This window comes from Psychroserpens mesophilus (genome assembly GCF_000826645.1).
Taxonomy (GTDB): domain Bacteria; phylum Bacteroidota; class Bacteroidia; order Flavobacteriales; family Flavobacteriaceae; genus Psychroserpens; species Psychroserpens mesophilus.
On the sequence record NZ_JXJP01000020.1, the window covers coordinates 112,227 to 137,722 of the forward strand.

Annotated in this window: 23 protein-coding genes; 9 read left to right on the plus strand and 14 right to left on the minus strand. The window is 33.4% G+C overall.

Features of this window, described 5'->3' with window-relative positions; translation table 11 throughout:
* Window position 1 precedes the first annotated feature (1 nt).
* From TD18_RS13200 to TD18_RS13230, 7 genes are all read right to left on the minus strand, one after another.
* Window positions 2-457: a MarR family winged helix-turn-helix transcriptional regulator gene (locus TD18_RS13200; protein ID WP_040253454.1), complete on the minus strand. Its 456-nt coding sequence runs from the start codon at window positions 455-457 to the stop codon at window positions 2-4.
* A gap of 160 nt (window positions 458-617) precedes the next feature.
* Entirely contained in the window at window positions 618-1,016 is a 399-nt protein-coding gene (locus TD18_RS13205; RefSeq protein ID WP_040253456.1) for a hypothetical protein, read from the minus strand.
* Window positions 1,017-1,119: 103 nt separating this feature from the next.
* Window positions 1,120-2,892 (minus strand): AMP-dependent synthetase/ligase, encoded by a 1,773-nt coding sequence (locus TD18_RS13210; RefSeq protein ID WP_040253459.1) that lies wholly within the window; start codon window positions 2,890-2,892, stop codon window positions 1,120-1,122.
* A 257-nt stretch (window positions 2,893-3,149) separates the two neighbouring features.
* A complete protein-coding gene (locus TD18_RS13215) occupies window positions 3,150-3,953 on the minus strand; it encodes a helix-turn-helix domain-containing protein (RefSeq protein ID WP_040253461.1) in 804 nt (267 codons plus the stop codon).
* Between the two features lie 65 nt (window positions 3,954-4,018).
* The gene (gene purL / locus TD18_RS13220) at window positions 4,019-7,681 is read right to left on the minus strand and encodes a phosphoribosylformylglycinamidine synthase (protein WP_040253464.1); all 3,663 of its coding nucleotides are present in this window, start codon (window positions 7,679-7,681) and stop codon (window positions 4,019-4,021) included.
* Window positions 7,682-7,847: 166 nt separating this feature from the next.
* Window positions 7,848-9,749 carry an endonuclease gene (locus TD18_RS13225; protein ID WP_040254003.1) on the minus strand — a complete coding sequence of 634 codons (1,902 nt, stop codon included), beginning with the start codon at window positions 9,747-9,749 and terminating at the stop codon, window positions 7,848-7,850.
* Window positions 9,750-9,756: 7 nt separating this feature from the next.
* Window positions 9,757-10,971, minus strand: a complete 1,215-nt coding sequence (locus TD18_RS13230; protein ID WP_040253466.1) for an RsmB/NOP family class I SAM-dependent RNA methyltransferase — start codon at window positions 10,969-10,971, stop codon at window positions 9,757-9,759.
* A 151-nt stretch (window positions 10,972-11,122) separates the two neighbouring features.
* Between TD18_RS13230 and TD18_RS13235 the strand changes: the two genes are divergently transcribed.
* The 9 genes from TD18_RS13235 (at window position 11,123) to TD18_RS13275 (ending at window position 18,335) form a co-directional block, all read left to right on the plus strand.
* Window positions 11,123-11,701: an RNA polymerase sigma factor gene (locus TD18_RS13235; RefSeq protein ID WP_040253468.1), complete on the plus strand. Its 579-nt coding sequence runs from the start codon at window positions 11,123-11,125 to the stop codon at window positions 11,699-11,701.
* A 39-nt stretch (window positions 11,702-11,740) separates the two neighbouring features.
* On the plus strand, window positions 11,741-12,052 hold the full coding sequence (locus TD18_RS13240) for a hypothetical protein (RefSeq protein ID WP_040253471.1): 312 nt from the start codon (window positions 11,741-11,743) through the stop codon (window positions 12,050-12,052).
* A 3-nt stretch (window positions 12,053-12,055) separates the two neighbouring features.
* Window positions 12,056-12,559, plus strand: coding sequence for a hypothetical protein (locus TD18_RS13245; protein WP_040253474.1), 504 nt, complete (start codon window positions 12,056-12,058; stop codon window positions 12,557-12,559).
* Between the two features lie 126 nt (window positions 12,560-12,685).
* Window positions 12,686-12,970, plus strand: a complete 285-nt coding sequence (locus tag TD18_RS13250; RefSeq protein WP_040254004.1) for an EF-hand domain-containing protein — start codon at window positions 12,686-12,688, stop codon at window positions 12,968-12,970.
* Between the two features lie 10 nt (window positions 12,971-12,980).
* Window positions 12,981-13,511: an EF-hand domain-containing protein gene (locus TD18_RS13255; RefSeq protein WP_160289469.1), complete on the plus strand. Its 531-nt coding sequence runs from the start codon at window positions 12,981-12,983 to the stop codon at window positions 13,509-13,511.
* A 143-nt stretch (window positions 13,512-13,654) separates the two neighbouring features.
* The gene (locus TD18_RS13260; protein ID WP_152611381.1) at window positions 13,655-14,758 is read left to right on the plus strand and encodes a fibronectin type III domain-containing protein; all 1,104 of its coding nucleotides are present in this window, start codon (window positions 13,655-13,657) and stop codon (window positions 14,756-14,758) included.
* Window positions 14,759-14,786: 28 nt separating this feature from the next.
* Window positions 14,787-15,350, plus strand: coding sequence for a toxin-antitoxin system YwqK family antitoxin (locus TD18_RS13265; RefSeq protein WP_241480677.1), 564 nt, complete (start codon window positions 14,787-14,789; stop codon window positions 15,348-15,350).
* A gap of 34 nt (window positions 15,351-15,384) precedes the next feature.
* On the plus strand, window positions 15,385-16,002 hold the full coding sequence (locus TD18_RS13270) for an SCO family protein (protein WP_316931633.1): 618 nt from the start codon (window positions 15,385-15,387) through the stop codon (window positions 16,000-16,002).
* A 17-nt stretch (window positions 16,003-16,019) separates the two neighbouring features.
* The gene (locus tag TD18_RS13275) at window positions 16,020-18,335 is read left to right on the plus strand and encodes a CotH kinase family protein (protein WP_040253480.1); all 2,316 of its coding nucleotides are present in this window, start codon (window positions 16,020-16,022) and stop codon (window positions 18,333-18,335) included.
* 119 nt (window positions 18,336-18,454) lie between these two features.
* Here the strand turns inward: TD18_RS13275 and TD18_RS13280 are convergent, their stop codons facing one another.
* From TD18_RS13280 to TD18_RS13310, 7 genes are all read right to left on the minus strand, one after another.
* Window positions 18,455-18,898 carry a hypothetical protein gene (locus TD18_RS13280; RefSeq protein WP_040254009.1) on the minus strand — a complete coding sequence of 148 codons (444 nt, stop codon included), beginning with the start codon at window positions 18,896-18,898 and terminating at the stop codon, window positions 18,455-18,457.
* Between the two features lie 5 nt (window positions 18,899-18,903).
* Window positions 18,904-19,395: a hypothetical protein gene (locus TD18_RS13285; protein WP_040253482.1), complete on the minus strand. Its 492-nt coding sequence runs from the start codon at window positions 19,393-19,395 to the stop codon at window positions 18,904-18,906.
* Window positions 19,396-19,458: 63 nt separating this feature from the next.
* The gene (locus TD18_RS13290; RefSeq protein WP_040253484.1) at window positions 19,459-20,001 is read right to left on the minus strand and encodes an RNA polymerase sigma factor; all 543 of its coding nucleotides are present in this window, start codon (window positions 19,999-20,001) and stop codon (window positions 19,459-19,461) included.
* 285 nt (window positions 20,002-20,286) lie between these two features.
* Window positions 20,287-22,122, minus strand: a complete 1,836-nt coding sequence (locus TD18_RS13295; RefSeq protein WP_040253486.1) for an ABC transporter ATP-binding protein — start codon at window positions 22,120-22,122, stop codon at window positions 20,287-20,289.
* Entirely contained in the window at window positions 22,122-23,852 is a 1,731-nt protein-coding gene (locus TD18_RS13300) for a phospho-sugar mutase (RefSeq protein WP_040253489.1), read from the minus strand. Before TD18_RS13300 ends, TD18_RS13295 begins: the two co-directional genes overlap by 1 nt.
* Before the next feature lie 77 nt (window positions 23,853-23,929).
* Window positions 23,930-24,877 carry a glycosyltransferase family 2 protein gene (locus TD18_RS13305; RefSeq protein WP_040253491.1) on the minus strand — a complete coding sequence of 316 codons (948 nt, stop codon included), beginning with the start codon at window positions 24,875-24,877 and terminating at the stop codon, window positions 23,930-23,932.
* Between the two features lie 43 nt (window positions 24,878-24,920).
* Window positions 24,921-25,454: a DUF4199 domain-containing protein gene (locus TD18_RS13310; protein WP_040253493.1), complete on the minus strand. Its 534-nt coding sequence runs from the start codon at window positions 25,452-25,454 to the stop codon at window positions 24,921-24,923.
* Between the last annotated feature and the right edge of the window lie 42 nt (window positions 25,455-25,496).

The following is a 25,496-nucleotide window of genomic DNA, read 5'->3' on the forward strand; positions in this document are numbered from 1 at the left end:
CTTATTTTAAAATGTGTTCTTTTTGTTTGTATATCTGTTTATTTGAAATCATATTGTTAATGACTTCAGCTACTTTATAGAAGTTAGTAAGTTCCTCATGAGAAACATTATTTTTAATGGTTTCATTAAAAGTAAGTACTTTTTCTCTGGAGTATGCTCTTTTTTCTCTGCCAAATTCCGTCAGGTATATTAAAACACCTCTGCCATCTTCAGGGTTTGGTTTACGTTCAATTAAACCTTTCTCTTCCATTGTTTTCAAGGTGCGAGATAAACTTGTCGCTTCCATTCCCATTTTAGGTCCAAGAGAAGTTGAGGGGGTTCCATTTTCCGGATCAATACTTAAGAGTGCAAAACCAGTTGCCATCGTTGTTCCAAACTGGGATGCCTCTTCGTTATACATTTTATTTACTGCTAACCAGGTGGTTCTTAAGATGTAGTCAATAGTTTTATCTTTCATACAGCATGATTTGAAATCCAAATATACTAAAAAAATACTATGCATGCATAGTATTTAAGATAAAATTATGCATGCATAGTACATTGAATGTGAAAACTAGGTTTAAATGAAAAACGCTTCATGTAAATGAAGCGTCTTAAATATGTCTTTTTAATAGTGTTTAATCTGAATTCAGTTTACCTATCAATAATCCTATGACTGCACCAGTTATAGTTGCCATAATAATAGTAATGATTACGTCTGCAGCAAACATAGCATAGGTTAAACCTTTTACAAAAGCCATGTTAAATAGATTGGCTATAAGTCCCATGAAAATTCCAATTATGGCACCAGCTTTTGCACCATTTTTAGCAGTAGAAATTCGTGCCCATCTATTGAAAATATAGGAGATAAACAAACCAACAGTTATACAACCAGATAAAATAGAAACCATTGTTTTGATAGTGTCTTTGGGTTGTGTGTAAAAATCTTCAGGTAAAATTCCATAAAAAAACCAGCCCAATAGCCAGTTAACTATACCACCGACGATGCCAGCAACTAAAAAAGATTTTGTGTTCATTTTATAAAATGTATTAGTTAGTAGTATAAATATACTTTTTTTAACACAAAAAATTAAAAATTAGTAAATTTTGTAGAAAAATTTTAACAAAAATGCAATGAGATTAATGTCTGTAAATCTTATCGTAGAGGTTTTGATAAATTCCTTTAATTACTTCTCGTTTCATTTTCATAGTTGGTGTAAGATGTCCAGCATCGATAGTCCATGCTTCTGGAGTAAGTTCAAATCGCTTAATTTGTTCCCACTTTCCAAATCTTTTATTGTATTTGTCAACTTCTTTTTGAATTCTTTGAATGATGATCTCAGAATTTGCTATATCTTTTTCGGAAGTTCCAACAGCATGTCCTTTATGTTTAATCCAATCCCGTATAAATTCGAAATTTGGTTGAATGATAGCTGCAGGCATTTTTTCACCTTCACCAATAACCATGATTTGCTCAATAAAAAGAGATTGTTTTAATTCATTTTCCAGTAGTGTAGGAATGATATATTTTCCTCCAGAAGTTTTAAACATTTCTTTTTTCCGACCCGTAATTTTGAGAAAGCCATCCTTATCAATTTCGCCTTTGTCACCTGTATGGAAGTAATCATCAGTCATAACGCTAGCCGTTTTTTCAGGATCTTTATAGTAGCCCATCATTACATTTGGTCCTTTAATTAGAATTTCTCCATCTTCAGCAATTTTTACTTCTACGTTTCTAATCGGTTTACCAACAGTTCCTACTTTGTAATGCTTTTCTCTGTACATTCCAACGGAAACGACAGGAGACGTTTCAGTAAGGCCATAACCTTCCATAACTTGCATGCCACCAGCAGAAAAAACTCTCGACAGACGCGGTTGCAGCGCTGCACTACCAGAAACCATTGTATTTAGTTCACCACCTAAAGCTTCTCTCCATTTGCTGAAAATTAACTTATTAGCAATTTTTAGTTTAAACTCATACCAGGCTCCATTGGCTCCATAAGGTTCCCATTGTTCTCCTAAACTCACGGCCCAATAAAATAATTTCTGTTTAATTCCAGTTAGATCATCGGCTTTAAGCATGATTTTATCAAATACTTTTTCAAGTAAACGAGGTACAACACTCATTAAGTGAGGCTTCACTTCTTTAGCATTCTCACCAATTTTATCTAGAGCTTCTGCAAAATAGATACTTGTGCCAGCATATTGATAAATATATATAAGGACACGCTCAAAAATATGGCATATAGGAAGAAAACTTAATATTCTCGTTTCGCCATCAATTAGTGGTAATCTAGGGACACTATCTAAAGCGTTACTAGTGATGTTATGATGAGACAACATGACGCCTTTTGGAGTACCAGTAGTTCCAGAAGTATAGATGATTGTGGCTAAATCTTCAGGTTTTACGTCGGCTTTACGAGCTTCAACTTCAGCTTGATTGCTTTCATCTTTACCAAGTTCAAACAATTCTGAATAATGTTTGCAGCTTTTTATATCATCAAAGGAAAATACGTCTTTCAATTGCGTCTTTGCTTTGATTTTATTCACTTTTTGCAGAACATCTTCATCGGAGATAAAACAGTAAATTGATTCACTATGATTTAAAACGTACTCATAATCTTCAGCACTGATGGTTGGATAAATTGGAATATTTTGTGCTCCTATTTGGAGTATTCCTATATCCATAATATTCCACTCTGTTCTATTAGTTGAAGAAATGACAGCAATTTTATCATTTTTTTTAACACCTAATTTCAATAGTGCTCTACTCACAGCATTTGCTTTGTCAACATATTCTTGGGTAGATGTTGGTATCCATTTTCCATTATATTTGGTGACCAAAGCAGTAGGATTTGGTTTGTTTTCTAACTGGTAATATGGAAAATCAAAAAGGCGTGTAACATTTGTCATTAGTAATTTTTTATAAGGATATGCAAAATAGTTAATTAATCAAGATATCGCAAATACATACTTTATTGTTTGGAATGGGAGTATAAAAAAAGAAGCTATCGTGACATAGCTTCTCATTTAAATTTATCTAACTATAAATAATACTAACTAAAAAACTTAAATATAACCCTATAATTAAATTGATCTTAATATAGCTGATAAGTAGATGATAAACTTAATAACAAAAATTGAAGATGTGTTGTAAAAAATCGAAAAAGTTATTTGTTTAAATATTCATTTAGCAATCGATTGTTGGTATTGAAGTATTTTTTTGGAGATTGATGCATAAATAATTTAAAATCTTTTGTAAAATGAGATCTGTCGTAGTAATTGTACATGAGAATTAAATCGTTTAAATCAATTTCCTGACTTTCATACCTTCTCATTAACTTTAAAAACCGATACAGTCGCGTGTATTTTCCAGGAGTTAAACCCACAATTTTTTTGAATTGATTTTCTAATGTTTTTTGCGAAATTTTTATTTCGTCTAAGATCTCTCGAATGTTTAAAAGGCCATCTTTTTGTTTGATGATTTCTATAGCTTTATCAATTTCATCAGTATTTTTATTACTGTATAAATTGATATTTTTAAACACATCATTTAGATTTTGAACTATAGCTTCTGAAGAATCTGAGTTTTTAATTATCGGTTTTAAGATCAGATATAAGTCATTATTATACTGAGACAGTTGAAGGTGTTTATTGTAAAGTTCTGAAATGTCAGTATTTAAAATTTTAAACAGAGCAGTTGGATGGAAACTAATTCCGAAAGAGTGGGAAGCTTTTAATGTTAAAAATTGATACGATCTGAAAAATTGACCACTAATTACAAGATCAGTTAAAGGGGTTTCCGTTTTGTGTGTTATCGTTTTTTGTTCACCATAAAACACACATGTTATATGTGTATTGCCGATAGGAAGCACAGTAGATTCAAATGGAACGCTTTCATTACTGAATTTCAATTCATAGTATTCTTCTATGATATTTGAAACTGGACTATGGTCAAAATAGTTGAGAGTCATTAATATGCTATTTGTAGGTAAAATAACACATTATTTTTGATTATAAATACTTTATTATTAGAAAATTAGTTATTTTCTATCCACTTTCTGGCATTTACAAAAGCTTCAAGCCATGGTGAAGCCAGATCCTTTCTCTTTTTTGGATAGTTGGCCCAATTCCACTGAAATGTTGAACGCTCAATATGTGGCATAGTCACTAAATGGCGACCAGTTTTGTCACATAGCATAGCCGTGTTAAAATCGGAACCATTCGGATTTGCAGGATAGTCAGCATAACCATATTTTGCTACAATGTTGTATTTGTTTTCTTCATAAGGCAAACTAAATTTACCTTCACCATGCGAAATCCAGACACCTAACGTGCTTCCGGCTAGTGTTGAGAGCATAATGGAGTTGTTGTCTTCAATAGTAACAGAGGTAAAACTACTCTCGTGTTTATGAGAATCATTATGAATCATTTTGCCATGCGTCTCGTGTTCTGGATTAATAAGATCTAACTCCATCCACAACTGACAACCATTGCATATACCAACCGATAAGGTGTCTTTTCTTTCAAAGAAATTCTTAATGGCTTTATTGGCATTTTCATTGTATTTAATAGCTCCAGCCCAACCTTTAGCTGAACCTAAAACATCACTATTTGAAAAACCACCAACTGCACCAAGGAATTTAATATCTTCTAGAGTTTCGCGACCAGAAATTAAATCGGTCATGTGAACATCTTTAACATCAAATCCTGCGAGATACATAGCATTTGCCATTTCACGCTCAGAGTTACTACCTTTTTCACGTAAAATTGCAGCTTTAGGTCTTGGTTTGCTATTATCAATTTCTGGAAGTTTTCCTGTAAAATGTTTTGGAAACTTATAAGTTAACGGTTGAATCGCATAATTTTCAAATCGTGTTTTTGCTAAACCATGGGCAGTCTGTTTCTGATCGAGCAGGTAAGAGGTTTTAAACCACATGTCTCTTAATCTGGAAATGGTCATGGTAAATACTTCATTGTCGTTAATAATGCTAAGTACATCGCTTGAAGTGACTTTACCTATGTTGAAAAATTCAATATTTGCTTCTGAAAGAATTGCTTCTACAGACTTATCTTTAGACTGAAAAACCAGACCTGAATTTTCAGCAAATAGTATTTTGAAAGAATCTTTTTCTTTCAAGTTGGAAAGATCCAATTCGGCTCCTAAATTAGTTTCAGCAAAACAAAGTTCCAGTAAGGTTGTTATTAAACCGCCTGAAGCCACGTCATGTCCAGCAACAATTTTATCGTCTTTTATGAGTTTCTGAATGGTATTGAAAACGGTTTTAACATATGAAGCGCTTTGCACGTTAGGAACTTCATTTCCTATGGTGTTTAAAATCTGAGCGAAAGAACTTCCACCTAATTTAAAAGCATCTTGAGAAAGATTAATGTAGTAGATGTCTCCTGCATTTTTTTGAAGTACAGGCTCAACAACTTTAGTAATATCGTTACAATTTGCAGCTGCAGAAATGATCACAGTTCCAGGTGCAATGACTTCACCATCAGGATACTTTTGCTTCATAGATAAGGAATCTTTCCCTGTAGGAACATTGATGCCCAAATCGATAGCGAATTCTGAAATCGCCTGAACCGCTTCATATAAGCGAGCATCTTCACCTTCGTTTTTGCAGGGCCACATCCAGTTGGCAGATAGTGAAACTGACTGTAAATTATCTTTTAATGGTGCCCAAATGATATTTGTTAATGCTTCAGTAATGCTATTTCTGCTTCCTGCTTTCGGATTTACTAATCCGGAAATAGGTGAGTGACCAATTGATGTCGCAATACCTTCTTTTCCTTTATAATCTAAAGCCATAACACCAACATTGTTGAGTGGTAATTGTAAGGCTCCAGCACATTGTTGCTTAGCAACTTTACCACCAACACAACGATCTACCTTATTTGTGAGCCAGTCTTTGCAAGCCACAGCTTCAAGCTGCAGGAGTTGGTCTAAGTAGTTGTAGAAATTATTAGAATCATAGGTAATTGCAACATAATCTCTGGTAACCGTTTTATCGGTCATTATAGTTTTTGGAGAACTTCCAAACATATCACCCAAAGCTAAATCCATGGGTTTATGACCATTAGTTTTAGATTCAAATGTAAATCGAAAGTCACCAGTAACTTCACCAACATCGTAAATAGGAGCACGTTCTCTATCAGCAATATCGTGTAAGATTTGTAAATGCTCTTTAGCTATAACCAATCCCATACGTTCTTGAGATTCGTTGCCAATAATTTCTTTATCAGAAAGTGTTGGATCTCCAACAGGTAATTTATCTAAATCTATATGTCCACCAGTATCTTCTACCAATTCACTTAAACAATTTAAGTGACCACCAGCACCATGATCATGAATGGAAACAATATGATTTTCATCACTTTCAACCATACCACGAACCGCATTTGCAGCACGTTTTTGCATTTCAGGATTAGAACGTTGCACAGCGTTGAGTTCAATTCCTGAAGCAAATTCACCAGTATCTGCTGAAGATACTGCAGCTCCACCCATTCCGATGCGATAGTTTTCTCCACCTAAAATCACCACTTTATCTCCAGGTTTAGGTGTGTCTTTTAGAGCTTGATCGGCTTTTCCGTAACCAATGCCACCAGCTTGCATGATAACTTTGTCGTAGCCTAGTTTTCTGTTTTTCTCTTCATGTTCGAAGGTTAAAACTGATCCGCAGATTAAGGGCTGACCAAATTTGTTTCCAAAGTCTGACGCTCCATTTGAGGCTTTGATTAAAATATCGATTGGTGTTTGATACAACCATTTACGAGCTTCGAATTTTTGCTCCCAAGGTCTGTCGTTTTCTAATCTTGAATAAGCAGTCATATAAACTGCAGTTCCAGCTAATGGTAAGGATCCTTTTCCTCCAGCCAATCGGTCACGTATTTCTCCACCTGAACCAGTTGCTGCTCCATTAAAAGGCTCAACTGTTGTTGGGAAATTGTGGGTTTCGGCTTTAAGTGAAATGACAGATTCAAATTCTTTAGTTGTATAATAATCAGGAATATCTGCACGTTTAGGAGCAAATTGTTCTACTGTCGGACCTTTTATAAAAGCGACATTATCTTTATATGCTGAAACAATATCGTTAGGATGTTGCTTCGATGTTTCTTTGATCATTTTGAAAAGCGAGGTAGGCTTCTCTTCGCCGTCGATAACAAAGGTTCCGTTGAAAATTTTATGACGACAATGCTCCGAATTCACCTGGGAAAATCCAAAAACTTCAGAGTCGGTTAACGGTCGGCCGATTTTTTTTGAAACACCTTCCAGATATTCAATTTCTTCATCATTTAAAGCTAGCCCTTCCTGTTGATTGTAAGCTGAAATATCTTCAATATTAAGAATCGCTTCAGGTTTGATTTCAATGGTAAAAGTGTTTTGATGTAAGCCTTTAAATTTTTCAGAAATCATAGGATCATAATCCTCGAAATCTTCAGTAACGTTGACAAACTCTTCAATTCTTACAATATTTAGAATTCCCATGTTTTGGGTGATTTCAACAGCATTAGTGCTCCATGGTGTGATCATTGCAGCTCTTGGTCCAACAAAAAAAGCATCGAGAGATGCTTGTTCTATTTTAGGCTGGTTGCCAAAAAGCCATACCAGTTTTGAGATGGCTTCAGTTGATAATTCTTTTGTGACTTGAACAGCAAATACCTTACTGTTTTGGTTTCCGAAGAAATGAATCATTATGTCTTAGTTTGTGTTGTGTTTTGTAAACTACAAATTTACTTTTTTTCGACGTATTTAGAGCATATTATTGCCTTGAATATTCTGAGTTATTCACGTTGTTATTAACTAAAAAAGACCAGAGTAATTAAATTATTCTGGCCTTTTTAAATCAAATATTTAAAACTTAATTTTTAATAAGTTTTTTGCTGATAGTGCTATTACCTTGTGTTACGCGTAATATGTAAATGCCATCAGTTAACTGTTCTGTGTTTAAGGTTGAAGAGTTATGTATAGTTTTAGAGATAACACGTTTACCTAATACATTATAGACTTCAATTTGTGTTTCTTTTGAAGAATTAAGATCAATATGTAATATATTATTTACCGGATTTGGATACACCTTAAATGCATTTAAATCAACTTCATCTAGACTTAAAGTTTGTGTATGCTCACCTAGGTCGTCACAGTTAGCCGCAATATCCCATTCGTTTACGATGTCAAAAGTTGTTGTTGGTCGATCTACTGTAGGTTTTCTGACTAAAATCGTGTTTTCAGCATAAACAGCTGAGTTTCCTAATTCACCAATGATATCAAGAAGCACATCATTTTTAAATAAACCAATAGCATCATTTCCATTAAAAGATGTCATATCGTTATTTAGATAGTTGTACTCGGCAGAACAATCATTTGCACCACCATTAGCAACTACATATACATCTCCATTTGTGATTGTTGCTCCATTTGGAAAAGGAAATCCTGAAGTCCAAACTCCAGAACCATTAGCACTTAGCTTGATTGTGTACACTGAAAGACTTACGGCTGAGCCAGTAAAATTAGCAATCTCTAATGCTTTGTTACTACCACTTCCTTCTAAATATTCAGAAAAGAAAATATCAATATCACCTCCTGAACTTCCGTTGTTGGTTGTAGTTTCGCAATCCTGGTTACTAAAATCTGATTCATTTCCAGAAGCGTCTTTAGCTTTAACTGTAAAGCAATAGTTTGTATCTGCTGTTAATCCTGTAGCTGTAAATGAAGTTCCAGTAGTATTAAAAGTATTAGTTCCATCAACATAAATATCATATGATGCTACAGCTATATTATCGGTTGAAGCCGTCCATGTTAAATCGATACTGTTATCTGTTGGGTTAGAAGCTACTAAGTTTGTTGGATCTGTAGGCGCTTCAGTATCTGGAGTGGTGTCCCAAATTAAAGCCACATACTCTGGATGATCTACAAACGGGTTTCTGTTATTTTGATGGTTGTAAAAAATGTTATTGTTTCGATCGATTTCTTTTTGCGACACAGGATCCATTTGATGCCATGTAATTAAGATGTTTAGAAACGGATCTGCTAATCCTTTATTAGGATCATTAACAAACATTGGATATGATGACCATCCTGGCACTTGATCTTCATAACGCGTAACAAAGTAAAAATAGATGCGAGCAATATCTCCTTTAAATTCATCTATAGGTTCAAAAACCGTGTTAGAATATCCTGCAGAATAGCCACTATTTAAATTGTTACCAAGTTTTGAGCCATTTTGAGTCGGATTTGTAATTCCTGACTGATTAGCCAATTGGCTATCATTAACACGGCCAAACGGGAAGTTTCCTCTGAATCCGTTAACACGACCATCAGCAGGAATTAAATGATGCGCATCGCTATACATTGGAGCTTGTGAACTAAACACCGATTGTGGAATCACATGTTCTTTGTTGTAACAATCCCCTTCACTATTGTAATTACCACATTCATCAGATCCAGGCGTAAAAGTGTATGGGTCTGAACCCGTTGGATTTTCAGAATACATGTCTAAAATGGTATTGTCACCATTTGTTTCGTAATAATAATCTCTTTCATAAGTTGAATTGAAATTATCTAATGCATTATAACTTTGTGGATTGTGCTCTTCTTCAACAGTATTACTTATCTCAGGATCATCAATGTCATTGATGATTTTTTTAAGTTGTGTTTTTAAGGTGTAACCTGTTCCAGTTGCATAATCGTAATATCCTGCAGGAATTTGTGCCGAAACAGTTAATGTAAAAAGTGTTATTAATATAGTGTAAAAATGCTTCATTGTTGTATTATTTTTTCTTTTCAAGCAATGCCATATAAAATCCGTCGAATCCAGATTTGTGGGCAAAAACGTTATTTTCTTTTACAAAGGTAAATTCTTTTCCGTGTTCAGATGTTAAAAAAGTGTCAACTTGTTTTCTGTTTTCTGAAGGTAATACCGAACATGTAGCATAAACCAATTTGCCACCAGGTTTTACAATGCGAGAATATTGTTGTAAAATCTCTTGCTGTGTCTTTTTAATATCTTCAATAAATTCAGGTTGCAGTTTCCATTTGGCATCAGGATTTCGTCTTAAAACCCCTAATCCGGAGCAAGGTGCATCAATTAAAACGCGATCTGCTTTATCATATAATTTTTTGATGACTTTAGTCGATTCGATGGCTCTGGTTTCAATGTTAAACGCACCATTTCGTTTCGCTCTACGTTTCAACTCATTGAGTTTGTTTCCGTAGATATCTAAAGCAATGACCTGACCTTTATTATCCATTAGAGAAGCCAAGTGCAATGTTTTTCCTCCAGCTCCAGCGCAAGTATCTACAACACGCATTCCTGGTTGCACATCTAAAAATTCAGCAACTAATTGAGACGATGCATCCTGAACTTCAAAATGGCCATTTTTAAACGCTTCCGTTTGAAAGACATTAGCACGTTCTATTAATCGTAAGGCATTTGGATAGCCTTTGATGGCTTCGGTTTCTAAACCAAGATCAAAGAGTTCAGATTGTAATTTTTCTTTAGTCGTTTTTAAGGTGTTTACTCTTAAAATAACATCAGCCTGTTCATTTAAAGCTGAAATTTCTTTCGACCAAACAGATTCTCCAAGCTCTTTAACTCCGAGCTCATCCATCCAGTCTGCAATAGACTCTTTATACTTTCTAGTTTTAGATAATTCGTCAAAACGACCTTTAATTTTTCGAGTAGGAGTCGATTCAAAATAGCTCCAATCTGGTAATTTAATGCCTCTTAATGTTGCCCAAACCGCGAAAATTCGCCAAATATTATCTCGATCATAAGGCGCTTTTACTTCCGCAATTTCTGAGTATAAGCGTTTCCATCTAACGATGTCATATGTAGTTTCTGCAACAAAGGCTCTGTCGCGACTTCCCCAACGTTTATCACGTTTAAGGAGTTGTTGTATGACTTTATCTGCATATTTTCCTTCATTGAAGATTAAGGTTAATCCATCAATAACAGCAAAACATAAATTTCTGTGTAAACGCATTATAAAAAATTAAGCATGCAAAGGTACATTAAAAGTTGAAATATTGAAGTGTTTCTAAGAAAGTGTTACCTTTTGAAAAAATAAAACCTAGCGCAAGTTTTTATTTTTAAACGCATCTAAATTTAACAACGTAAAATTTAGTTATTTTTTTTTGACAGACAACGAATTCATAGAAGCACTAAAAAGTAAGAGTCGAGCCTCGTACAGTAAATTAATTGATGACTATCAGCATAAGGTTTATGCAACCTGTTTGTCGTTTATTCCTAATAAAGAAGATGCTGAAGACATTGCTCAAGAAGTTTTTGTTGAGGTGTTTAATTCAATTTCTAAATTTAAAGGTGATTCTGCACTTTCGACATGGATTTACAGAATCACAACCAATAAATGCTTAGAATTTATAAGAAAACGTAACACTAAAAAACGTTTTGCTTTTTTACAATCGCTCACAGGAGAGGGATTTGAAATTGACAGGTCTAAATATTTTACCGAAATGAATCATCCTGGAATTATTTTAGAGAATAAGGAAAAAAATGAAACACTTTTTCTCGCTATAAATGGTTTGCCAGAAGCCCAACGTTTGGTTTTTACCTTGCATAAAGTCGATGGTAAAAGTTATCAGGAAGTCTCTGATATTACAGAAAAAAGTCTGTCATCAGTAGAATCCTTAATGTTTAGGGCAAAAAAGAATTTACAAAATACATTAGAAAATTATTATAAAAATGAACAGTAGCGCAAGTTTTTTAAAACTTATGCATCTAAATAATTAGTTATGAAATCTAATATTAAAATTAATAAAAAAGTTCAGGATACGTTTGATTCAATTGAATCAATACAAGACGTAAAAGCATCGCCTTTTTTTAAGGATAAAACCTTAGATTGTTTATTTGTTAAACAGGAAGAAACACAAAAATATTGGTCATGGTTTACACCTCAATTACAGTTAGTGACATTAACCTTTGTAATTGTTTTGAATGCATTTGCATTTACTAAGTTAAAAGAAACAACGTATAATGAGAATATAAACCAGTTTGCTGAAACTTACGGTTTAACTCCAACTACTGAAACCTCATTATTTAATTAAGTCATGAAGAAGAATACAATTTTATACGTCTTGCTTATCTTTCTTATTATAGTTAATGGTTTTTTCTTGTTCAATTACCTGAAAGGTGGAAACGATAATAAGAGAATAGAGCCAAAAAGAAATAGAGATTTTATTGTTAAAGAGCTCAATTTCGATGCAACACAGTTAGAGCAATTTAATGTAAAAAGTGAAGAACATCATGAAACCATGAAGCGTTTATCTGATGAAATAAAAGATCTTAAAGATAATTTATTTCCTAACTTATTTGATGAAACTATAAATGAGTCGGTCATAGATTCTTTGATGTCATTAATTTGTGTCAAAGAAAAAGAACAAGAAAAAGAAATATTTTATCATTTTAGAGCGATACAAGAAATTGCAAATGATAAGCAAAAAGAAAAATTTAAAACCATATTAATGGATGCTTTACGTCAAAACGATCATGGAAAAAGACCTCCACCTCCCAATGGTAAAGATGATCACAGACGGCCACCACGACGTGATTAATTTAAAAAAGAGACAATGACCTTCATCTTAACTGAAGGTCTTATTTTTTGTTTTATTTAACACTGTCAGGCACAAGTTATTTCAGTTTTCTACATCTAAATAAACATAACAATAAAATAATAAATGATGAAAAGTAGCCTATTTAAAACACTAGTGATTGTATTTGGAATGACAATATGTATGTCAACTAGTTCCTATGCACAAGCAAATGGTAAGGTTCATAAAAAACCACCAACATTTGAACAGCTTCTAAAAGAAATGGATGCTAATGAAGATAGTAAGCTTTCTAAAGATGAAGTCAAAGGTCCACTAAAAGACGAATTTGATAAAGTCGATACAGATGAGGATGGATTTATTACTGAAGAAGAATTTAAAAAAGCACCTAAACCTAAAAGAAAAGAGCGTAATTAAAATAAATCGTATGAGAACTACATTTAAAATAGCTTTTATCATTTTTACAGTACTACTCACTGCTAGTTTGCATGCTCAAGGTTCTCGAGGTGGTGGACAAAGAGGAGGAAGAGGTCAAGGTGGAAATCAACAAAGAAATAACAAACCTGATGCTACAGAAGTTTTTTCAAAATTAGACACTAACAATGATGGTGTTATTGATAAAGACGAAGCTTCAGCTGATGAGAGGGGAAAAATTGCTGAAGTTTTTGAAGAAATTGATACAAATAGTGATGAAGTAATAGATTTAGACGAGTTAAAGGCATCACTAAACGATAGAAAAAAGCCTAAGAAAATATTTGCAGAAAAAGTTCTTAAAGAAGTTGATGATAATGAAGATGGTAGTTTAAATGAATTAGAAATTGCAGCCAAAAATAAACGAGATTTAATTGAAAACTTTCAAAAAATAGATGCAAATCAAGATAGTGAACTTGATTTGGAAGAATTAAAAACGTTTTATAATAATATTGCCTCATCTAAGCGTAAAAAAAGAGATAATTAAGATAATTTGATTGGTTAGTAGTTTTGTTAAAAAGGCTTTGTGAGAAATTGCAAAGCTTTTTTTTATAAAAATTACAATCAAGCACAAGTTATTTTTTAAAAGCGCATCTAAAGACATAAGATTAATATATCAAACATAAATCGATGAAAAATTATTTTAAAATTTTAATGGCATTTGTATTAGTTGCTATCGCTTTTTTTGCTTGTAGTAATGACGATAATTCTGGAAATGATGGTGATGGAGTAACCACTAATCAAGCACCTTCAAGTTTTGCAGTTAGTGTAACTTCAATTACCGAAACAACAGCAAGTATTAACTGGACGGAAGCTACAGATGCTGACGGAGATACAGTGACTTATACAGTGACGTTACAAGGCTCTGAATTAGCTTCATCTTTATCGGTTTTAACGTTAGATGTAACGGCTTTAACGCCTTCAACTAATTATTCTGGAACTGTTGTTTCTTCTGATGGGAATGGTGGAAGTAGTTCAGCGCCTTTTAGTTTTTCAACGGCTTCAACAACATCATCATTGCATCTTGCTTTTGCAGAGTTTGATACCGACAATACAGACATTATGTTAAGTGGTTCTAATGTGGTTATTGAAAGTAACGGATTGCCCAATCATACGTCTCCATATTGGTCAAATACAACAGAGCGTACTGCTGTTGATCCAATGGGAAATACTTTGGTAACTCCTGCAGCTGCTGTAAATCACCCTTTATTTGTAGAGCCAACTGTTACATCTTATGAAATGATGGCACCTGGAAATATTGATGATTTCGTCGGAAGTTATACGCTTACAGTTTCTGCTAATCCACAATTGGCTGCAACATCTACTTCTACAGGATTGGGACCTATTGGTATAGCTGTTTCTGGATCGATGATTTATAATGATGAAGAAGGACCAAATATTCCCTTAAATAGTGCTGTTGGATCTCTTGATTATACAGCTGCACATACAGGACCGCAAAGTTATCACTATCATTTAGAAACTAAAGCGTGGTCTAATGATGATGATGCATTAATAGGAATTATTGCTGACGGTTTTTTTCTTTATGGAAGAAAATGCAACTCTAATAATGACTATCCTACAGATTTAGATGTTTCAGGAGGTCATACAAGTACAACGCAACATAGTGAAGGTGCTTCAGAATATCATTATCATATTCAAAATGAACCCTTTTTAAATCAGTTTTACATTTTATTTCCAGGCGATTATCAAGGCACTCCAAGTAATATTCAGTAAAACAGCACTACTTGTGAGTCTGTTGATAATGTCTTCTTGTCAAAAGGAAGAGCAGAAGACTATGGCTTACACTGAAGTTTTTAATCCTTCTGAAAATGAACGGGTAATTGATAAGAGCGAGTTAGAGCTGAAAGCCAATTTGGGGTTGATGTATTATCAAAATCAACGCTTTAGTGGAACTTCAGTAAAATACTATTCTGAAAACCTGAAAGCAGAAGTTATTGAATATGCCGAAGGTAAACGACATGGACATTACAAAAAATGGTTTCCTGATGGTACATTAAGTTTTGAAGCTTATTATGTTAACGGACTCCAACATGGAAAAGTACAATCATGGTGGAATAATGGCAATTTGCGTTCGGAAACTTATTATACAAATGGAGTTGTTAATGGCATTCAGAAACAATGGTATAAATCTGGAAGTAAGTTTAAGGAAATGACTATTGTCAATGGGAAAGAAGAAGGCTTACAAAGAGCCTGGCGTGAAAATGGAAAAATTTATAATAATTACGAAGCAAAAAACGGACGAATTTTCGGATTAAAACGTGCAAATCTATGTTATCAGCTTGAAGATGAAAATGTACAATATTAAATACATCGTTGGTTTGAGTCTAATTCTTAGTTGTTTGAGCTGTAGGGACAATTCAGCTTCAAAAAAGACCAGTAGAGTAGCTGCACTACCATTTTATAAAGAAGCCACATTTACACCGCATTGGTTAGATGTAGATAGTGAAGAAGCTGATATCATGCATAGAATACCAAGTTTTAATTTAGTAAATCAGCTAGGACAAGAAGTAACTGAAGAAACTTTCAAAAATAAAATTTACATAGCTGATTTTTTCTTTACGACCTGCCCAGGTATTTGTCCGAAAATGACAGCAAATATGATGGTCTTGCAAGAAGAATTTCTTGAAGATGATGATGTGTTGTTGCTTTCGCATTCGGTAACTCCTGAAACGGATTCAGTGTCTGCATTAAAGCGTTATGCCGAAACGAAAGGCATTATTAACAGTAAATGGCATTTGGTAACAGGAGATAGAAAGCAAATTTATGACCTTGGACGACAAGCTTATTTTGCAGAAGAAGATTTAGGTATTGATAAAACAGAAGCTGATTTTTTGCATACTGAAAATTTTGTCCTTATAGATAAAAACAGACACATACGTGGCATTTATAACGGATTAAATAAAACGTCTGTTCAACAATTAATAGCAGACATAAAAACATTACAAAAAGAAAATTAAATCAAATTATTAATCAAATGAAAAAAACAATTACAATTTTATTAGTATCACTATTTACTAGTAGTATTTATGCACAAGATTTGTATGATATTAATACTATTCAAACCATTGAGATCGTATTTGCTCAAAGCAATTGGGATGCACTTTTAGATGCAGAAAAAGCTGGTGACAATAATTATACTGAAGCAACTTCAGTAACTATTAACGGAACCGTTTTTAATCAAGTAGGCGTGAAGTACAAAGGAAATAGTTCTTACAATGCCAATCAAACCAAAAACCCGTTTCATATTGAATTAGATACCTATGTAGATCAAAACTATGAAGGAACGACAGATTTAAAATTATCTAACGTTATTTTCGACCCATCATTTGTTCGTGAAACTGTTGCTTATGATATTGTACGAAACTACATGCATGCACCACGCTCTAATTATGCTAATGTTTATGTTAACGGAACTCTTATTGGGCTATACACCAATGTAGAATCTATTTCTAAAAAGTTTGTCAATAATCATTTTGGATCAAACGACAATGCTTTTTTTAGTTGTAGTCCTCCAGATGGTGCTGGACCACAATCTACTAATTTGCCTAATTTGGTGTATTTAGGAACCAATAGTTCAAGCTATGATGATGCTTATGAAATTAAATCTGATGACGACACAGATCCAACAATAGCTGAAGCACATTGGGATGATTTAATCGAGTTAACATACATTCTTAACAATGATATTGCAAATATAGAAACTGTTCTAGATGTCGATAGAGCTCTATGGATGTTAGCTTTTGATAATGTTTTGGTGAATTTAGACAGCTATATCGGACAGTTTAAACAAAACTACTATTTGTACAAAGGTGATAACGGACGCTTTAGTCCTGTTGTTTGGGATTTAAACATGTCTTTTGGTACATTTTCTATGACAGGGTCAAGTGGAGGAGGACCAGGTCCAGGAGGAGGAAACTTAAACACGACAACTCAAAAAGCGCAAATGGATCACTTATTACATGATACCGATAACAATTTTCCTTTAATGTCTAAACTATTAGCGGTTCCCAGATATAAGAAAATGTATTTAGCGCACTACAAAACGATTTTAACAGAGCAAATCACAAACTCTAATTACCTAACTTTAGCTAATGATTATCAAAATATTGTAGATCTTTCGGTACAAGCTGACACGAATAAATTTTATACGTACGCTCAATTTGTTGGAAACATCAATACAGATTATAGCTTAGGTATGAATACAGCTTCTGGTTTAACAAACTTAATGAATGCAAGAGGAAGTTATCTTTCAGCTTTATCTGATTTCACGGTTACACAACCTTCAATAAGTAATGTTTCAGAATCTAATTCTACTCCGGAAATTGGCACTACAATCAGTATTACAAGTAACGTGGATAACACCAATACTGACGCTGTGTTTTTAGGATTCAGAAGTGATCAGCATGAGCCATTTACTAAAATACTTATGTTTGATGATGGAAATCATAATGATGGAAGTGCTAATGATGGTGTTTATGGTGTAGATTTAGCAATTACCGATGTTTATACGCAATACTATATTTATGCTGAAAACAATAATATTGGAGCGTTTTCACCTGCCAGAGCAGAGCATGAATTCTATGAAATAGATGCAACTTATGCTACTCTAAACGTCGGAGATTTAGTCATTAATGAAATTATGGCATCTAACACCACTACTGCAGTAGATCAGGATGGAGAATATGATGACTGGCTAGAACTATACAATAACTCATCTCAAACCGTTAGCTTGGATAATTTATACTTATCAGATGATCCAACCGACTTACTGGCTTGGCAATTTCCTTCCGGAATTACCATTGCGCCAAATGAATACCTAATTGTTTGGTGTGATAAAGATGAAGATCAGGTAGGATTGCATGCAGACCTTAAATTTTCGGCTGGAGGTGAAAGTGCTATTTTATCATATGCAGACGGAACTATTATAGAAGATATCACATTTGGAGAACAAATTGAAGATATGGGTTATGCACGCGTGCCTAATGGAACAGGAGATTTTGTGATTCAAGCACCAACGTTTGGAACCAATAACGAATCATTATCGGTTGAAGAATATCAATTTGGTAATAGTTTAAAATTATATCCTAATCCAACACATGGAATTTTTGTTATTGAAAACTCTAAATTTAATATCGATTCTGTAGCGATTTACAATATTCAAGGGCAATTATTATTTCAAAATAGCTTTCAAAATGCAAATCAGATAGAATTAGATTTATCGTCATATTCTAAAGGAATTTACATGGTAAATATTAATAAAAGTGAAGTGTTGAAAGTGGTAAAAAATTAATTTTTTTAGATGAAATAATAGAATTATTGATTAATAGTTTTTTCATTAAACTGAAAAACTCCTTGATATATCATCTTGGAGTTTTTCTATTAAATAACATTTGTTTGAAGCGTATAAACTTAATTCTTTTTAAAATTCTCTCGTCGCTTTTTCAATTCCTCAAGCATACTTCTTTTAAATTGATCTTCAACAACTTTTAAGAGAATGATTTTTTTTGCAGGAATGACTGTCAATAAGCTCTCAACTAAATCGGCTCTGAGTTCATGCTGTTCTTTTTCAAAAGCCAATAAATCTTGTAAAGCAATTTGGGCTTCGCTTTCAGAAATTGTTTCTAAGTTAATATTCCTGCGCTTTTCGCGACCATTTATCCGAAGCATTTCCATCTCATTTTCATGCGCATTGTATATAGGCCAGAACTTTTGAGCTTCTGTTTCGGTGAGTTCTAACTTTTCAGTAATTAGCGCAACTTTTAATGCTTTGATGCGTTCTTTACGTTCGCCTTTTTGCGCAAAAGAACTAAACGTCAAGGTCACAAATAATAAGGTTATAAATATTTTTTTCATGGTGTTCATTCTATGATTAAGTCTTCAATTGTCACGTGATTTAAAAGATAATCTTCAATGGAAGCTTCCGATATTTCTGTGTTTATTAAATTAAACGAATTGAGTTCGTCCTCGGTTAAAAGTGCTGCTAATTCGTAACTGGTGTAATCGCTATCTTCTAAATAATTTTCTATAGAAGCGGTTTCAACATCATTAATAGTTATGGTTTCCGAAGTATAAAATACATTAAGCATCAACACTAAGGAAGCAGCGATTCCAGCGACATAGTAAAAGGTGCGTCTCGATCTTAAATTAATGACTGGTGTGTCATTTTCTAAGCGATTTAGAATGTCTTGATCTACAGTATCAAAGTATTTGTCAGGAACCACAAAACCAGCTTTATCAACCTTATTTTTTAGGGAAGTTTCATTAAGGATTTGCTCTTCCACTGTTGAAAAGTAATCCTTTGGAGTTGTAAATCCTGAAGTTTTAATATGTTCTAATTTGCTCTTTTTCATTTTTTTAAATCCGTCTTAAACGAAAATCTCTTTTAATATAAGACTATTTTTCTACTGAAACGTTTAATCTTTTGTCAAAATAGCTTCTATTTTCTTTACAGCAATATGGTAAGATGCTTTTAATGCACCTTCACTGGTTTCTAAAATCTCAGCCATTTCTTTATATTTTATATCTTCAAAATATCGCATATTAAATACGAGTTGTTGTTTTTCTGGTAAAGTTGCAATCGCTTTTTGCAGTTGAAGTTTTATATCTTCACCTTCAAAATAAACATCGGCTTTTAAATTATTGATGGCCTGATTTTGATAGTCTTCAGAAGATAGCTGCATACGTTTAGAATTCTTATTAATGAAGGTAATCGATTCGTTAGTTGCAATGCGATACATCCAAGAATATAATTTGCTATCACCTTTAAAGTTATGAATGCTTTTGTAAATTTTGATGAAGGTATTCTGAAGCACATCGTCTGCATCATCATGCGATTTCACAATATGGCGAATATGCCAATACAAGCGTTCTTTATAAAGTTGTAGTAACTCTTTAAATGCAACGTCTTTAGTTTCTTCGGAATTTAATCGCTTAATAAAGTCTTCCTCTTCTTTCAAGAATTCATTTTTTATTTAGACCTATGAAAATAGTAAAAGTTTAATGAAAAAATATTTATAAATTAATTAGTTGATATATAAATAGTTATGAGGTTTTTAATCGATTAAGTGTATTAAAAATACGATGAAATACATATTTTTCTTGTTTGTACCAATTATTTATTCTATGTTTGCTTCAGCTTAACCTACAAATATATTACCAGTGTCCCCAAATCTGGTAATAGAAATGAAAAGGACGCAACTTATGTTGCGTCCTTTTCTGATTTGTACAATAGAGTTATATATTTACTCGAAACTTTGCATATCAACAAGTTTCTTATAAACTCCATTTTTGGCTATGAGTTCATTGTGAGTGCCTTGTTCAGCGATTTCACCTTTTTGCATCACAATGATTTCGTCAGCATTTTGAATTGTTGAAAGTCTGTGAGCAATAACAATAGATGTTCTGTTTTTCATCATTTTATCTAACGCATCCTGAACCAAGCGTTCGCTTTCTGTATCAAGGGCAGAAGTTGCTTCATCTAAAATCATAATTGGAGGATTCTTTAAAACAGCTCTAGCGATACTAAGTCGTTGTTTTTGTCCACCTGAAAGTTTAGTTCCAGCGTCTCCAATGTTATATTCGATACCACCTTTTAAGTCTTTTACAAACTCCCAAGCATTGGCTACTTTGAGTGCTTCAATAATTTCGTCGTCTGTTGCCACGATTTCGCCTAATAACATATTATTTTTAATGGTGTCATTAAAGAGAATGGCATCCTGAGTCACAATACCTAACTGACTTCTAAGAGATTTAATTTTTAAATCTTTAATGTTAATTCCGTCAATCGATATTGTTCCTTTATTCACATCGTAAAATCGCGTTATCAAATTAGCAATCGTACTTTTACCACTACCAGATTGTCCGACGAGAGCTACAGATTTTCCCTTTGGAATTTTTAGCGTAAAATTTTTCAAGACAAAATCATCTTTGTATTTAAAGGATATGTTATCAAATAAAACAAGATCATTAAAATCTGTTTTAGCAATGGCATCTGGCTTATCTCTTAACGGATTTTCAGTATCAAGAATTTCCTGAATTCGTTCAGCAGCAGAACTTCCTTGTTTAATATTATATAAACCTCTAGAAATTGCTTTAGCTGGAGTAAGTACATTATAAGCTAATCCCATGTAAATTAAAAAACTACTGCTGTCTAACTCAAGGTTAGGATCATTACTCAATACTAAATTGCCTCCATACCATAATAGCACTGCAATGACTAATATGCCTAAAAATTCACTCATCGGTGAGGCTAAATTCTGGCGATTTAATAACTTATTTGAAAAATGATAAAATCGAGACGTCGAATCACTAAATCGTTCGTAAAATTTGTCTTCAGCATTGAATCCTTTAATGATTCGTAAACCCGTTAATGTTTCTTCGAGCGCAGATAATAAAACGCCTTGTTCTTTTTGGACACGATCAGATTTCCGTTTTAAGCTTTTACCAATTTTAGAAATAATAATACCAGTTAATGGAATAAATATAAAAACAAAGAGCGTCAGTTTTGTACTGATGATCAGCATTGCTGTTATGGTGAAAATAATGGTTAATGGTTCTCTTACAATTAGTTCTAAGACAGGTAGAAAGGAATATTGCAAAGTAGAAACATCATTGGTCACTCTTGCCATGATATCACCTTTACGCTGTTCTGAGAAATAGGACAATGGTAAATCTACTGTCTTCTTATATACAGCATTTCTAATGTCTCTAATGACACCATTTCTCAAAAACACTAAAAAGTAATTGGCTAAATAGCCTGAAATATTTTTCAATAAAAACATAAAAATAATCAAGCCAATCACAAAAAGAAGCGCTTTAGAATTGTCGCCACCAGTAAAATTATTCATTTGAAAGGCTAAATAATCTTCCACATAACCACCAATCTCCATAATGCCAGACCATGTAGGTTTTTGAGAAGGAGGTACTTTGCCATTACCAAAAATGACATCAAGCATAGGTTTTAAGGCTATAAATGATAAGGTGCCGAATAATGCAAAAAACACATTAGAAATGATGTGCCCTAAGGCATAAGATTTATACGGTTTTGCATACCGCAGTATATTTACAAAGTGACCCATTAATTTAGTTTCATATCTTTTAATATGGCATCAATTCTAGTTTCCAATTTTTGTTCCGTTAATTGAAAAGCTGCCATATTGGCTAATGAGGTATTTACGCTGATATAGAATTTTATTTTAGGTTCAGTACCACTAGGACGCAATGCAATTTTACTTCCATCTTCAGTATAGTATATTAAAACATTAGATTTTGGAATATCAATTACTGACTCTTTTCCTGTGGTAAAATCTTTAATAATTGAGAGCTGATAATCTTCAACTCGAATAACCTTAGAACCGTTAACTTCTTCTAAAGGATTTTCGCGAGCATCAACCATCATTTGTTTAATTTCCTGTGCGCCTTCAATACCTTTTTTGGTAAGAGATACCAATCGTTCTTTGTAAAAACCATGCTCGATATACAATTCAATTAATTCTTTGTAAACTGAAATACCTTTTTCTTTAGCCTGCGCTGCAATTTCGCAAGCAAGCAGTGTAGAAGTTACAGCATCTTTATCTCTCACAAAATCACCAACCATGAATCCGAAACTTTCTTCGCCACCACCTATAAAATCCATAGTTGGAAAGTCTTTAATCATTTTAGCAATCCATTTAAAACCGGTCAGACCAATTTTACATTCTACATGATAAGCTTTGGTTAGAACAGACATCATTGGCGTAGATACAATAGTAGAACCTACGAATTGATTTCCATTAATTTTGTTGTTCTTTTGCCATTGTTTTAATAGAAAATTAGTCATTAGAATCATGGTTTGATTACCATTAAGAATAACTAATTCGCCTTCGAGGTTTCTAACTACGACTCCTAAACGATCACAATCCGGATCAGTACCAATTACAATATCACCATCTACTCTTTCGGCAAGTTCAATAGCCATTTTTAGCGCTTCAGGTTCTTCTGGATTTGGTGATTTTACAGTTGGAAAATCTCCATTAGGTTCGCGTTGTTCTTCAACAATATGAACCTTGGTATAACCAGCTCGTTTTAAAGTTTCTGGAATAGCTGTAATAGAGGTTCCATGTAAAGACGTGAAAACAATATTCAGATTTTTCTTTGCTTCAGCTGAGGTGTTGAAACTTCCGTTTTTTATAGATTCATTGATGAATACATCGTCAATATCTTTTCCTATATATTGGATTAAACTTTCGTTTGCTTCAAATTTAATTTCAGAATAGTCTAAACGATTAATCTCAGCAATAATTTCAGCATCTTGTGGAGGCACTAATTGTCCGCCATCTTGCCAATAGACTTTATATCCATTGTATTCTGGAGGATTATGAGAAGCTGTTAAAACAATGCCACAATGGCAATTTAAATGTTTTAATGCGAACGATAATTCTGGTGTTGGACGCAAATCTTCAAAAAGAAACACTTTAATTCCGTTAGCTGAAAACACATCAGCAACCACTTTAGCTAAGGTTTTACTATTATGTCTGCAATCGAAAGCAATAGCAACTTTAATCTCTTCAGAAGGAAATTGCTGGTGTAAATAATTACTCAGGCCTTGTGTGTTTTTACCAAGTGTGAATTTATTGATTCTGTTGGTTCCAATACCCATGACGCCTCGCATTCCACCAGTTCCAAACTCCAGATCTTTGTAAAAGCTTTCCTGTAGTTCTTTAGTATCGTTAGCGATTAGGTTTTTTATGTACGTTTTGGTGTCATTATCGAAAGTAGGTGTTAACCAGGAGTTTACACGTTCTAAAAGTTGAGGATCTATGTGTTTCATGATTTAAAATGTATGCTGCAAAAGTAAGAATTTCAAAATGTGTTCTTTGCAAATTTGATATTAAATTTGGTATTGTATTACAAGTTTAACTCTTGTTTAATCAAGTAGCGATGTTTGTTTTCTTTTGTTCTCAAAATAATTTCTCCTAAGAAACCTGCAACGAAAAATTGTGTACCAATAATCATTGTAGATAACGCAATGTAAAATTGAGGTCGTTGGGTGATGAGCCTTCCACTTGGATTTAAGAATAATTTATCAATACCAAGATATAGGGCAAAGGCAAAACCAATGGCAAACATTAATACACCCAAAGCACCAAAGAGATGCATTGGTCGTTTGCCGAATCTTGAAATAAACCAGATGGTTATCAAATCTAAAAATCCATTGATAAAGCGATCCATGCCAAATTTTGTTTCCCCATATTTTCTTGCTTGATGCTTTACAATTTTCTCTCCAATATTTGAAAACCCTGCATTTTTAGCCAATACAGGAATGTAGCGATGCATCTCGCCACTCACTTCAATGTTTTTAACCACTTTGTTGTTATAGGCTTTTAAACCACAATTAAAATCGTTAAGTTTAACCCCAGATGTTTTTCTTGCTGCCCAATTGAACAGTTTGGAAGGCATATTTTTTGAGAGAAATGAATCGTATCTTTTTTTCTTCCATCCAGAAACTAAGTCATATTTTTCAACCATAATCATGTGGTAGAGCTCTGGAATTTCTTCAGGATTGTCTTGTAAATCGGCATCCATAGTAATGACAACATCACCTTGAGCTTTAGCAAAACCTGCATGTAATGCTTGCGATTTTCCGAAGTTTTTCAGAAAACGAATTCCTTTCACATGCTCATTTTTTTGAGAGAGCTGCATGATTGTCAACCAAGAATCATCTGTACTACCATCATCTATAAAGATGATTTCATACGAAAAACGATTGGACTGCATAACGTTTGCAATCCAATCGTGTAATTCATTTAATGAGTCTTGTTCGTTAAGTAGTGGTATGACTACTGATATATTCATTAAGTAGATTTAAATATTCAATATTCAAAAGTACTGAATTTTTTTAAGCTTCGTTTGGATCTTTTTTCTTCATGATAAGCGCAACTAATAATCCGATAACAGTAAAAAATATAAGGCTTTGAGCTAAAGACCGTAATTGTGTGCCAAAAGCAAATGTATCCTGTTTTTCCATTTCAGCAAGCGTTAGATTAACTTGTTCACTTGGCGCTCCCATACGTTCCATTAATGCTTGGGTTTTAGTTATCACTTGCTCTTTCAAATATTCTGCAGAATCCGGATCAATAAAATTGAAAAGTATCACAGTAACAGCAGTACTAATAGTTACTCCAATTGCGATTGGTATAAAATAAGCAGTGAAGGCTTGTTTGAAACTCATGAAACCTCCTAACAGACTTTTAGCTTTTGCACTCGAAATAACTCCAAAAGCAATAATTACAATTGGCATGATGAGAAGATTTACCCAAAAGTTAACCAAGAGTTCTATATTAAAAGCGTAGAAAATCACAGTATATAAAACGAGACCTAAGGCCAGGTATAATCCATAGTTTACTGATGATGATTTTAATGTTTTTTCCATAATTGAGTTAATTGTTTAGTTGATATGATTGGTTAGTATTGG